Origin of the sequence: Campylobacter gastrosuis, from assembly GCF_030249845.1 — a bacterium.
Lineage (GTDB): Bacteria > Campylobacterota > Campylobacteria > Campylobacterales > Campylobacteraceae > Campylobacter_A > Campylobacter_A gastrosuis.
Window position 1 is genome coordinate 1 of the sequence record NZ_JANURM010000029.1, and the last position, 12339, is coordinate 12339.

The 12339-nt window shown below is 36.1% G+C and carries 16 protein-coding genes; 4 read left to right on the forward strand and 12 right to left on the reverse strand.

All coding sequences use genetic code 11. From position 1 onward, the window contains the following. Positions 1–2265, forward strand: a 2265-nt coding sequence (locus NYG85_RS11300; protein ID WP_489752959.1) for a putative barnase/colicin E5 family endoribonuclease, incomplete at its 5' end; no start/stop codon positions are given. A 25-nt stretch (positions 2266–2290) separates the two neighbouring features. On the opposite strand, the gene NYG85_RS11305 is transcribed toward NYG85_RS11300, so the two are convergent. The 4 genes from NYG85_RS11305 to NYG85_RS11320 form a co-directional block, all read right to left on the reverse strand. Continuing rightward, on the reverse strand, positions 2291–3469 hold the full coding sequence (locus NYG85_RS11305; RefSeq protein WP_284938727.1) for a tyrosine-type recombinase/integrase: 1179 nt from the start codon (positions 3467–3469) through the stop codon (positions 2291–2293). Between the two features lie 333 nt (positions 3470–3802). Further along, positions 3803–4723 (reverse strand): phage late control D family protein, encoded by a 921-nt coding sequence (locus tag NYG85_RS11310; protein ID WP_284938729.1) that lies wholly within the window; start codon positions 4721–4723, stop codon positions 3803–3805. Then, positions 4714–4920 carry a tail protein X gene (locus NYG85_RS11315; protein ID WP_284938731.1) on the reverse strand — a complete coding sequence of 69 codons (207 nt, stop codon included), beginning with the start codon at positions 4918–4920 and terminating at the stop codon, positions 4714–4716. The genes NYG85_RS11310 and NYG85_RS11315 overlap by 10 nt, the downstream gene beginning before the upstream one ends. After that, positions 4917–5468 (reverse strand): hypothetical protein, encoded by a 552-nt coding sequence (locus NYG85_RS11320; RefSeq protein ID WP_284938732.1) that lies wholly within the window; start codon positions 5466–5468, stop codon positions 4917–4919. The genes NYG85_RS11315 and NYG85_RS11320 overlap by 4 nt, the downstream gene beginning before the upstream one ends. Before the next feature lie 310 nt (positions 5469–5778). Between NYG85_RS11320 and NYG85_RS11325 the strand changes: the two genes are divergently transcribed. Both NYG85_RS11325 and NYG85_RS11330 read left to right on the forward strand, forming a co-directional pair. Beyond that, on the forward strand, positions 5779–5901 hold the full coding sequence (locus tag NYG85_RS11325; protein ID WP_284938733.1) for a hypothetical protein: 123 nt from the start codon (positions 5779–5781) through the stop codon (positions 5899–5901). Next, entirely contained in the window at positions 5891–6073 is a 183-nt protein-coding gene (locus NYG85_RS11330; RefSeq protein WP_284938734.1) for a hypothetical protein, read from the forward strand. Before NYG85_RS11325 ends, NYG85_RS11330 begins: the two co-directional genes overlap by 11 nt. A gap of 16 nt (positions 6074–6089) precedes the next feature. On the opposite strand, the gene NYG85_RS11335 is transcribed toward NYG85_RS11330, so the two are convergent. Beyond that, positions 6090–6461 (reverse strand): hypothetical protein, encoded by a 372-nt coding sequence (locus NYG85_RS11335; protein ID WP_284938736.1) that lies wholly within the window; start codon positions 6459–6461, stop codon positions 6090–6092. Positions 6462–6463: 2 nt separating this feature from the next. Beyond that, the gene (locus NYG85_RS11340) at positions 6464–8935 is read right to left on the reverse strand and encodes a phage tail tape measure protein (RefSeq protein ID WP_284938737.1); all 2472 of its coding nucleotides are present in this window, start codon (positions 8933–8935) and stop codon (positions 6464–6466) included. An 80-nt stretch (positions 8936–9015) separates the two neighbouring features. On the opposite strand from NYG85_RS11340, the gene NYG85_RS11345 reads away from it, so the two are divergent. Further along, positions 9016–9186, forward strand: a complete 171-nt coding sequence (locus NYG85_RS11345; RefSeq protein WP_284938738.1) for a hypothetical protein — start codon at positions 9016–9018, stop codon at positions 9184–9186. Between the two features lie 172 nt (positions 9187–9358). Here NYG85_RS11345 and NYG85_RS11350 read toward each other — a convergent pair whose 3' ends face one another. From NYG85_RS11350 to NYG85_RS11375, 6 genes are all read right to left on the reverse strand, one after another. Then, positions 9359–9622: a hypothetical protein gene (locus tag NYG85_RS11350; RefSeq protein ID WP_284938740.1), complete on the reverse strand. Its 264-nt coding sequence runs from the start codon at positions 9620–9622 to the stop codon at positions 9359–9361. Between the two features lie 11 nt (positions 9623–9633). Then, entirely contained in the window at positions 9634–9855 is a 222-nt protein-coding gene (locus NYG85_RS11355) for a hypothetical protein (protein WP_284938741.1), read from the reverse strand. A gap of 11 nt (positions 9856–9866) precedes the next feature. Next, positions 9867–10361, reverse strand: a complete 495-nt coding sequence (locus tag NYG85_RS11360) for a phage major tail tube protein (protein WP_284938743.1) — start codon at positions 10359–10361, stop codon at positions 9867–9869. 2 nt (positions 10362–10363) lie between these two features. Further along, positions 10364–10615, reverse strand: coding sequence for a hypothetical protein (locus NYG85_RS11365; RefSeq protein WP_284938744.1), 252 nt, complete (start codon positions 10613–10615; stop codon positions 10364–10366). Between the two features lie 3 nt (positions 10616–10618). Then, positions 10619–11713: a phage tail sheath protein gene (locus NYG85_RS11370; protein ID WP_284938745.1), complete on the reverse strand. Its 1095-nt coding sequence runs from the start codon at positions 11711–11713 to the stop codon at positions 10619–10621. Between the two features lie 293 nt (positions 11714–12006). After that, positions 12007–12339, reverse strand: a 333-nt coding sequence (locus NYG85_RS11375; protein ID WP_284938746.1) for a DUF5675 family protein, incomplete at its 5' end; no start/stop codon positions are given.

The following is a 12339-nucleotide window of genomic DNA, read 5'->3' on the forward strand; positions in this document are numbered from 1 at the left end:
GTCGCACAGATAAAAAAAGGCACGGCGAGTTTAGAGCAACTACAAAGGCTAAAAGATGATTTAGAAGCTAGTGAGTATTTAGGCTATGATTACAAGCTTTTTAATCCCTTTGATGATGAAGCAACGCAAAATTTAGCCAAAGTAGCGGATGAAGCGACACCGAAAAAAGAAACCGCACAGAGTGCAAAGGCGCAGCTAAGGTCGCATTTTAGCGGTAAAAAATTAACCGATACGCAAAGGGCAGAGCTAAGAGCTATAATAGAAAAAGAATACAACATAACTCCTATTAAAGAGTTTGGCACTAATTACGCAGAGTATTATCACGACGGCTTTCAGGCTATCTTAAAGCTAGAAACTGAAAGAAGCGGTCAAGTAGCAGGAGCGTTTCATAAAGAGGGACTTGGCGATATTGATTTAGTTTGGGGCGATGATAAAATCGGACTTAAAAAAATCATAGAACGCCACGCCGATGACTTTAAAGAGTTTGGCGGAGTTGCAAAAGGGCTTAATAAGATAGTTGAATATGGCGAAGTTGTAAGCAAAAACGGCGTAAAAACGATTTGGCATAAGCACGGCGATGATTATTTTTTAGTCGGCTTATCAAAAGGATTTAACGGCAAGGGCGAAAATGAGTGGATTATAACTTCTTATAAAAAGACAAAAGGGGCGATACCAGATGAAGTAAAAGGCATTACCGCGAACCTGTCCGCTTATAGCGATGAATTTAAGGGAGAACTGACTTCTTCTCATCCACCTTTTACTAATAATGACATTATACCACAAAACAAAGCAAAGGATACAAAAGAAGCAGAACACGAAGCGAGCGAGCTTTATTTTGCGCTCGCAAAAGATGCTGGTGGGGGCAAGGGATATGTAATGCTAAGCGAAAAAGAAACCATAAAACACGTAATAAAAAAATACGGCTCCACCGAAGACCACGCAATAAAAACAAGAGAAAGATTACGTAAAAATATAGAAACGCTTGCGGGCATAACTCCTATTAAAGAATTTGGCACAAATTACGCAGAGTTTTACCACGATGGCAATGGAGCGGTTAAAAAGCTTTTAATTGAAAAACAAGGACAAGTAGCTGGGGCGTTTTATAAGGACGGATTAGGCGATATTGATTTAGTTTGGGGCGATGATAAAATCGGACTTAAAAAAATCATAGAACGCCACGCCGATGATTTTAAAGAGTTTGGCGGAGTTGCAAAAGGGCTTAATAAGATAGTTGAATATGGCGAAGTTGTAAATACGGCTAATATAAAGACTATAATTTACAATACGCAAGAGGGAAATTATAGATTAGGACTATCGCAAGGGTGGCACGGCAAAGGAGAGAATGAGTGGATAATCACGGCATATAAAAAAGAGCCGTCCCACGCAGAATCTCGACCAAGTCGTGGCTTAAAGCAGAATGGAACCAATCTATCTGCTAACGGCTCTGATGAAATTATACCACAAAACGAAGCCAAAGAGCTAAGTTACGATGAAAATTTAAAAAATTGGCATAAAGACAGCCACGAGATAACAAAGAACAAAGACGGCACGCCAAAGGTGTTTTATCACGGAAGCTCGGCAAAAAATATAACGGAGTTTAAAGATGAATTTGACAAGAGCGGTTATGGGTTTTGGTTTGCGGATAAAGAATACGCTAAAAATCACAGCACAGGCGGTTTTTATGAAGTATATTTAAATATTAAAAAACCACTAGATTTACGTGAGAAAAATGCGAATTATCCTTTTGAGATTGAAAATGAGATACTCAAAAGGGGACTAGGGCTAGAACCATATCAAAAAAATACAAGACAGACAAAAGAATTTCTCAAACAAAAAGGGTATGACGGCGTTATTTTAGACGGGGATGAAAAGGGAAAGCCCTTTATTATCGCCTTTGATAGCTCACAAATAAAGCACGTAAAAAATAAAGGCACGTTTAACCCAAATGATAAAAATATCTACCACGCTAATTTAACTATCGGCGGAGGGCTTTTTGGAGGCTCACTTAATGGCGTTAGTCGTGATGAAAACGGCGACGTTAGCCTTGATTTTGATAACTTTATAAAAGGCTTTTTTGGCGGGGCTGTTGGGGCAAAATTAGCAAGTGCTGGGCTTAAAAAATCAGCTCCAAATCTTTATAAGAAGTTTATGGGATACGCTAATAAATACCCAAAAATGGCACAAACTAACCCTGAACTTTTAGGCACAATGCTAAGAAGTGGCAGAGATAGTGAGCTTAAAGAGTTAGAGCGAAATTTAAGGTAAGAACTGCCAAGATTTTCTTGGTAGTTTAAACAAGAGCGTCTAAAAAATCGCTCCACCATTGCATTAAAACTGCCCTTTGTTTTAGGTTTTTAGCGTGATTGTAGGCGTCTTTTACCTTGTTTTTCTCAACGTGAGCTAAGCAAAGATCTATAATATCGGAGCTTTGTTTATGCAAGTCTATCTTTTCGTGTGCTATCGTGCTAAATGTAGCCCTAAATCCGTGAGGCGTTATCATTTCGTTATTAAAGCCTAAATTTCTAATCATCGCACGGACCGAATTTTCGCTAATGGGGCGTAAATTGCTCTTTAAGCTCGGAAACAAAAACTCGCTTTTTACAGGTAAAATTTTGCGGTAATCTAAAAGCATATTTTTCACGCTATCGCTTAAAAACACTTCGTGGCTCTTGCCGTTTTTCATTTTTTTAGCCGGTATTTGCCAAAGGCTATTTTTAAAATCTATCTCGTCCCACGTAGCAAACCTTGCATTCTCGCCACGCACCGCCGTATAAAGCATAAATAGCGCGCAAACCTTTAAACGAATATCGCCAAAATAGCCTTTTATCGCCATTATTAGATTTTTTAGCTCCGCTTCATCTTTAAAATGAGCGTAGTGCTTTATTTCACGTTTGCCTATTAAGGCGGATTTGTCAATATCGGCGATTATGTTATGCTCTACATACTCGTGCAAAAGGGCGAATTTATAAAAGCTGTTTAATGCCCCTAAAACCTTTTTAGCCGTTTCTTGTTTTTCGCTCTCTAAAAGCGGATTTAATGCGTTTATAATATCCTTTCGGCTTATCTCTTTTATCGGCGTATCGCTAAAAATCGGCAAAAGCAAGGCTTCAAACCGCCGATTTATCCAAAATAGCTGTTTAGGGCTTATTTTGCTTTTGGTTTTTATCCACTTCTCAAACACTGCCTTAAACGAATAAGCGTCGCTTATTTTTAAATACTCCCCGCCCTTTATTTGCTTTTTAAGCTCATTTCGCCGCTCTCTTGCTTCTAATAAACTCATCTCGCCAAATTTGCCGAGCGTTAAGCGTTTTTTCTTATTGTTTATTTTAAATTCGTAAATAAAGGTTTTCGTGCCGTTGGGCATTATTTTTATGAGCAAATTATCGCTATCGCCTACAAAATAAACCTTATCTTTCGGCTTTAAATTTTTAAGTTGCGTTATTGTTAGTTGAGCCGATATTTTAGGCATTTTAATCCTTTTTGCTGACTATTTTTGCTTACTTTGTCGTTTTTTTTGGCTGATTTTTTTAGCAAGTCAGCCAAAAAGTAAGCATAAAAATACTTGCTAGACCTTTCTTTTGCTTTCTTTTTATTGCTGTAATTTTATAAAAAAGTTTTTTAAAATAGCGTTAAAATCGTGATTTGATTGCCATAACTTGCGATTAATTTCTTTGTAGTTCTTTAAGCAGTGGCGGACAGAGAGGGATTTAAATATATCATAAAAATACCATTATATAGGCGTTTTTATGATATAAATTAATTTAGTGTCCGTTTTAGTGTCCTTTGTAAAAAAGTAACACAATTAAGCAAATTCAATCTCACAAGTCCAGCTAGTGTTTATTTTATGCGTGATTTTTGAGATTAACGCCCTTAGTTTAAATGGCTCGTCCTTTAAATTTAGCGTTAGATAGCCACCTGCAAAAAATGGCTTTGAAATGGTGCTAACGCTCCCAGCTAAAACGCTGTTTTTTTGGCGTTTTAGCTTTGCGTTTGCCTTTCTTAATGCTTCGTGTTTATCACGTGCAAAGTCGCTAAATTTTAGCACTGGTGTGCCTTTGCCTACCTTTGACACCACGCTTTTATTTGTCTTTGTATCAAACCATTTAATCTCGCACGAGTTGAAAATTTTAGCGTGGTTGATTTGATAGCTTAGATTAAAAATTTCATCATCATTTAAAAAATACTCCGTCCGCTTGGTCTCTTTGTCTTTGTCAATAAAAATTAACGTGTCATTTTTAACGCAAAATGTTATCTCTAAATCATCGGCTATTTTTTTACAAAAAGCGCAGTCGCTTAGGTCGTATTGCTCCAAATCGCCCACCTCATCCATACGCTCAAAGTCTATTTTTAGGTTATAGCCGTTTTCTTTGGCGATTTGAGTTAAAATGTCTTTGTAGCTTTTATCTAAAAATGTGCGGTTTTTCTTTTGCCTAAACTCTTTAAAATAATTTGCTGATATGGCTTCAATCTCAAAGCTCACTAAATAATTATATTTAATAGTCGTAATCGTAAATGAGCCTAAAAAGTAGCCGTCAATAAAAATTTTAATATTATCATCCTCTCTTGGCTTTGCATTGCTCCAAAGCATAGTAACGCTTAGCGTATCGGCTTCGTCGCTCTCAAAATCGCTTATTTGTATATCCGTCCAGTGTATGGCGTCGGTTTTATCCACGTCGTTGTATAAAATCGTAACTTCGGGGCGTTTAAACTGCTCTAATCCCATAAATATTTTACCTCTCTTTGGCTTTGTGTTTTAATCTCTGGCAGTCTTACCTCATCGCCACCGCTTAAAGCGTGTTTATTTAAAAGCGTTTCATTTACTCGTAAAAACTCGCTGTAAATTTCAGTCTTTAACGAGCCGTAAATTTTAAAACAAATATGGTCTAGCGTTTCGTTATCTTTTGCAATGTAAATTTTCATTTTTCTAGCTCCTGCGAAAAAATGTCTTGCGAGTATCTTAAAAGTTTGTCAAGGCTCTTTAAAGTATATTCTGGTAGTGATTCGGGTAGTCTGTGAATTATAAAAGCTGGGCGTGATATTGTAAATTTTCGTCCGTGTTTTGTTTTATAACTACTTTTCAGGCTATGCTCTGATGTATCCCAGTCTAGCGGTGGTTTATTTTTTGAACTTATAATTATGCGTCCGCCTGTTGTAGAGTTTGAATTTAAGCCAAAGCCTTCAAAAAATACCGCTTTATTGCCGATTTGAATTATTGTGCCTGTGCGTGTTGGTTTATCTTTTTTAAATCGGTTTAATCCTATATTGACGTTTCTAGTTCTTAGCTCTATGCGTAAATAATCAAGTGTTGCATTACTTCTAGAAGTAGAAAATTCAAAATATCTTTTTCCAACATTGATATATTTTAAACTTAAATCTATTTGTTGTTTTTTTGCTTTTGTAAGCGTCCTATTTAGTGCGTTTCTTAATTGTGAGCTTAAAGCCCTTTCAAAGTCTTTGAAATTTGCCATTTTTTTACTTTTTGATTTTATTTTAGCGTGTTTAATGCGTATGCGTTACAAGTGAAAATGATAAAATTATAAAATAGATAATTTTTAAGTGTTTTATAATGGATTTGATAGTATAATTATTTTATCAAAAGCAAAAAAAGCTTTTGAAATTTAAGAAAGGTGGATGAGGATGAAAGCTTTTAATCACTTAAAAGAGTGGTTAGAGGTGGTCCTAACACTTCTAACCATAATCCAAATCATAAAAGGGTGGCTTTAAGCCGCCTTGCCTTTCGTGTAATTATAGATGAAAATTTTTTAAAAAGGGTTTAAAATGGATTTAGTTTTAAATATTAGTAGTTTGGCGTGTGCTGTTTTTTTGCTTTACGAGCTTTATGTAAATCGCAAGTTAAGAAAGCGTATAAATGAGTTAGAGAGGGCTTTAAATGAAAGATAAAAAATTAAGCCGTAAAAAGTTAGCTGAAATTTTTAAAATACCATACCCTACAATCAACGAGTGGGCTAAATGCGAAAGTGGTAACTGGCGATATGAAGTGCTTACCTTTTTATCTAGTTTAAGCCTTAGCGAGATAGAAACGATAAAAGCAAGGGGTAAAAAGATAGAATAGGGGGCTTAGCCCCTTTTTAAATAATATATCCGTTTATGCTTAAATTTTTAGAGTAATACCATACGCCGTTAAATCGTATCTTTGTGAAATTTTCTAACTCCTGCGTTAGTGAGTTGATTAAAATATGCCTAAACTGCACTAAGTCAAAGGCTGATATTTTTAGCGGTCTTGCCTCTTTTACTAGCTCCTCAAATCCTGTAAAAAGTGCGTGGTCGTTTAGTAAAATTTTAGCGTTAAAGCTTATTACCTCCTCGTATCCACCTAAATGCGTATAAACTGGCTTTGTGATGGTTTGCTGCTTCTCATAATTTACGCTTAGGGCTTTTTGTAGGCTTGTTATGTTGTTTTCTATGCTAAAAATATAATTGTCAATCGTGATTAACTGCATTTTTAATCTCCGTAAGAATACGAGCTATTTTTTACCGCTTTGGCTACGGCGGCAGGCGTTGCGTTTGAGTTTTGCATTGTGATATTTATGGTTTTGTTATCGTTTATGGTGTTTTGGTTGGTGTTTGTTTGGTTCTCTTTGGCTTTGTTTGCTTTTAGCTCATCAATAGCCCCTTTTGTGTTGTTTTTTGGTGTTTTATCGTTAGCCCAGCTAAAAGGGTTATACCATTTTTTTTCTTTGCCATCGCCTATGCCTAAGGTATCTTTTACGGCGGCGGTGGCTGTATTCACGCCGTTACCGATAAAATCGCCTACGCTTTTAATGCCGTCTGTTATGGTGTTAAACATATCAATAACTGGCTTTAAAAACTCCAAAATCTCATTTAAAAGGCTTTTGGCTTTATCTATCCACTCGCTAAATTTTAATTTTACAATCTCAATTATTAAACCGATAGCGTTTAGGATGTTTGCCAGTGCTTCAAAAGGATACAGCACGGCTCTAATTGCAAATGATACGGCTTTGCCAAAGATAGCCCCTGCGTTTGTAGCACCTATTAGGCTCTCTTTTGTAGCTTCGCTTTGGCTTAAAAATGAGCTAAAAAGTGATATAACAGAGCTTAAAATGGTCTTTATGGCATTAAATGCACCACTAAACGCATCAACAACGGGGGCTAAGCCCTGCTTTAAGCCGTCAAAAAATCCGCTAAAAAATGCCTTTACTCTATCCCAGTATTTGTAAATTAAAAAAGCGGCGGCGCTTAACGCTGTGATGACTAAGCCTATGGGATTTGTTAGCAAGGCAAGGCTAAACGCACGAAAGGCTACAAGGGCGGATTTTATGCCATTTATAAAACCGCTAATGCTAAAAGTTTTTAAGCTGTTTGAAAAAATGGCGGTTTTTAGAGTGGTTAATTTTAGTGTTTTTTGGTATAGCGTTTGTGTTGTGATTAGTGCTTTTAAGTATAAATTTTTTGCAATTAGCTTTAAGTTGCAATCATTTAGGCTACCTGTTAGCTTTAAGCACTCAAACGGCAAAAGCATTAAAACTTTTTTATACGAGCTTAACATTATCGTAAGTCCATTTACCACAACTTCTTTTAAAATAAACGCCGCCTTTAATGCTGTAATGGCTGCGATAGTTGAAAAAATGCCCAAAGTTAAGTTAGGGAATTTTTCAGTAAAAGCAGATATGGCATAGCTTATTTTATTAATAGCGTTTAAAGTGGTGTTTATGACTGGTAAAAACACAGAGCCGATATTTATGCCGATTTCATTAAAAGCATTTTTCATTAATTGAATGTTATTAGCTGTCGTTTCACTTCGTGCTTTAAATTCATCTTGCATAGAGCCTGTGCGTTTGCTGTCATTGCTTAAATTCATTGCTTTATCGTAATTTTCAATAGCACCAGTTAATAAGCTTATGTCATCACTGAAATTTTTACCGAATAAATCGGTTAAAATTGCGGTTTTGTTCTTTTTTGGTAGCTTTGAGAGGGTGTGCAAAAAATTGGTTAAAGCTTGCTGTGGATTTTGCATAATCTCTTTTTTTAGGGCTTTGCCGCTAATGCCTAAGGCTTCAAAGGCTTTTTTTACGCTCCCTGTGGCTTTGTCTGCGTTATTTAGTGTTGTTAGCATTGAGTTAATCGCTGTTGATGCAACTTCTGGGGCTTTACCTAATGCAATAAAAGCAGAGGTTAGTCCTGCTGTGGCATCTGCACTAAGTCCAAAATCCTTTGCATTACCTGCGACACGTGCTAAGGCGTTTGTGATGTCTGTTGCTTTGGCTGCTGAATTGTTAGAGATGTGATTTATTGTATCTCCTAATGATGAAACCTGTTTAACATTTAGATTAAAAACATTCATTAGCGTTGCCATACTATCGCCCGCTTGTTTTGCACTCATATCAAAGGCTACGCCCATTTTAGCCGCTGTTGCTGTAAAATCCATTAGACTATCTTTTGCAATACCTAGCTGTCCGCCACTGGCTGTAATTTGTGCTAATTCATTAAGGCTTAAAGGTATTTCACGGCTTAAATTTTTAAGTTGTGATTGAAAATTTTTAATATCGTTATTGTCTTTAAAATCTACGACTTTTTTAACATCTGCAAAATTGCTCTCAAAATCAATGGCGCTACTTATTGGATTTTTTAAAAAAGCCACCGAGCCAACCAATGCGATTAAATCTGTCTTTAAACTCTCTAAATTTTTACGGGCGGCGGTTGTGTCTAAAATGATTTTCGCTTTCGTTGCTTCTTGTAGTTTTGATTTTAATGTGTTTAAATGGTCGTGAAACTGCTGCGGCTGTATTGGATTTATTTTAAGCTCTTTTAGGTGTTCTTTGTATTTTTTTAGCCCATCGGTTATTGCACTATTTAATTTGTCGTTTATCGTTACTTGGCTTTTGTTTATGCCTTTTAAGATATTGTCTAAACCTTTAAGCTCCATTGAAAAGGTAAGCACGGGCGATTTACTCATTTTTTAGCCTTTTTTGATTTTAATATATATTTTAATGTATAATTTGATAAAAAAATACAAACGATAAAAAGAGGTAAAAAATGGGCGGTGTTTTTGCAAAAATAAGGGCAGTTTTAGCAGGTATTGAATTGGTTGTGAATTTGTTTTTTTGGTTGTTTATTGTTATGTTGGCTATTTGTTTTGGTTTAGGGGTTGTTTTTGTTGTTTTTTATGTGTTTTTTAGCGTGATTAATGGTTTTGTGAGTGGGTAAAAATGTGTTTTGTATGTCTTTGGCGGTTTAAAATTTAAACGCCTAAACGCTTAATTTGATGTGTTTAGGCGTTTTGCGATTTCGTAAAAATCTACAAATTCATTAAAATTTAAGCTCATTACATCGCTAAACGTAAAATTTAGGGTATGCGTGATTAACGCTATACCCTCATTTAGTTTTTTGTGTCATTTACCCCGCTAAGTCTTGTAACAACCTCACTAAGTCTTGCGACCTCATCAAGTGGTAAGCTATTAATAAAAGCTTCGTCCATCTCGCCGTTGCTCATATCAACTAAAAGCTTAATGAGCTGTTCGGTTTCATTTTTAGCGTTTTGTGCGTTTCTTATCTGTCCTAAGCTTGGAGCGGTTAAATAAACTTCTTGCCCGTCTTTAAAGGTGTAAAGCTCTTTTGTTCTCTCTAATTTTTTAAGTGCCATTTTTTAATCCTTTATAAAAAATTAATCGCTTCTAGTTCGTTTTTTAAGCGTTCTATCTCTTTTAAGGTTTTTAGCATTTTGTTAGCTATTTTTTCAAAAAATAAGGCGTTCATCGGTTCGTTAAGCGATTTTAAAAGCTCGTTTTTTAAACCTGCTTTTTTACCCTCTAATCTGTAAATTTCATTTTGCAAATAGCATTTTTTGCCGTAAGCTTCAAAATCTATGTTATCCATTTTTTAATCCTTTAAAGTATGTTTTTTCTTATGGTGCTAAATAGGTCAAATCCGCCAACTTCATAAGCGTTATTAAACGCATCGTAAAGGATTTGAGTTTTTCCGCCAACTTCTAGCTTATAAAATGTTACGTTTGCTTCAAAATCAAAATTTGCCTCTTTGTTAAACTCTATTTTAGCCCCTGACATTGATTTTATCTTACCCTCAAAGGTTGCGATTAGCTGTGTGTTATCGCCCTCGCTATTGGTTGCGTTTGCTTTTACGTAAAATTTCTGTGTTTTTGACTGGTCTAGCAGGTTAAAATAAAGCTCGTTTAGGTTATTTACCGACACCTTTACGCTTAAAGGTTTAATGGTGGGTAAAGTAACTTCAACCTTGCCGATACCGCTGCTACTTTCTATCGTTTCAGCCTCTATTTTTGGCAGCTCAATATCTACAACCTCGCCTAAAAGTCCCACGCCGTCAATGAAAAAATTAGCTCCTGTAAATGCTTGTGCTTTTGTCATCTTTAATCCTTTGCTTTTTTTAATTCATCAAGTTGATTTAAAATTTTGTTAATTGCGTTTTGTGTTTCATGTAGTTTTATCGCTGTTTGTAAAAATGCGTTAGAGTTAAAAGGGTCGTTTAAAAGCTTTAAGGCTTCATTTTTTAGCCTTGCTCTGTCGCTCTTTAAATTTTGCAAGTTGTCATTTAGCATTTTTTCCACTCCGATTTTTGCTAAACTCTCAATGTTACCAAATTCGCTAAAATCAAAAGCCATTTTTTAAAGCTCCTCTATTAGTTTTTGTGAATAATCAGTCACTCTATAAATGCGATTTACGATACGCTTAATAAGTGGCATTTCTTGGACGTTATGGCGGATATAAATTATCCCCTCGCTTATCGTTTCGTTGCTGTTTAGCTCTTTTGGCACTGAAATTTCAAAGCCTACGACTACGTTATTATTTTGCAACCTTAAATAAAAGGCTTCTAGGCTATCAACTACATTTTTAAGCACGTCACGCATTCTTTTATCAATAGCTCTTGCCTGTGCTTTAAAAATCGTGTCTATGGCTGTGTAAAAGATAACGTAAGTGTGTATTGAAGTAAATAAATCATCGTTGCAAGTTTCACCGCCCCACGCTCTTATGCCGTCATTTGCAATGATTAGCGTTACGCCCTTGCCACGTAAGCGGTCTGCCTCGCAGTCCTCGCCCTGTATTAACTCTACTTTATCTTGAATTCCTATAACGCCGTCAATAACTCGGTTAGAGAAAGTTTGCGAAAATCCGTATTCGGTTTCGCTCATTGTTTTTGCATAAAGTGCGATTATAAAGGCACTTGCTGGGCGGACGGCTTTATCGGTTCTTATTACTTTTTGATAAGTGATGATTGATGTTTTGGTTGAGTATTCTTGCAGGGCTAAATTTATTTGTGCCTCTTTTGTTTCGTTTAGCTCTATGGCATAAACGCCTCTTAAATAAGCTGCGATTTGTTTTAGCTTCTCGTGAGTGCCTTTGTCATTATAGCCAACTGCTAAAAAGAATTTTGGCTTAGCCCCTAGCGTTGCCTCGCATTTTTTAAGCTCATCTATGGCGTTTTGACAATTTGTAGCGTCTGTATCGGTGTTATCTGATTTTTTAAACACGCTTAAAACGATTTGATTGTGTAAGCCAGTGGCTTTTAAATCGGTTAGCGTATCTGCTATTGAGCCACTGCCTACCTCTTTAAGTGCGTCTAGGATATCGCTAAAAAGGTGTAAGCCGTCCGCTAACGTGTCATCATCGCCTATGATTGCGATTGGTCTTTCGTTGTTGATTTTATAAGGGTTGTTTGAGCCGTTGTAAAGCTCAATATTTACGCCGTATTTTGATGACATTTTGTTAATCCTCTCTTTGTTTTTAGTCCTGCTTGTCTTGCAAGTGCTTTTAAATGAGTTTTGTTTTTGCTCCGAGGGTAGCCAACACGGCTAATCTTGGTCGCAAAAACTGCAACAACATTTAAAATCATCTTGCAATACTGCACGATTTACGTTTAATTATTGCGTTTAAAATCACGATTTACGTTTTTTTTAATGCGTTTATACCTATTTTTGAAAATATGGGTTTGGTGCGTTTAAAATCACGATTTACGTTAAATTGAGATATTTTATAAAATTAATGGTGTTTAATTTTACAAGTGATTAACGATTTTTACTTTAAAATCCTGATTTTTTGTAAGTCCTAAAAATTGATTTAGCGTGGTTTTTGAGTTAAATACGCCGTTACTTACGTGGGCATCCCCTAGCAAGATACAGCCCTCAGTATGCTTTGGATAGTTCCCAGCGTGGATTAAGATAAACCGCTCACGGCTCACGCTCTCATTAAATAAAAGCGGCAATGTCATTTTAAAACGTGGGCTTTTATGCCACGCTACGTTATAAAGTCCTTGTGGTATCCGCTTGTCTTGATTTGGTGCTGTGGTGTCATCACCTGCTGGCTCTAATGTGTAGCCTTTTAAAAGGAC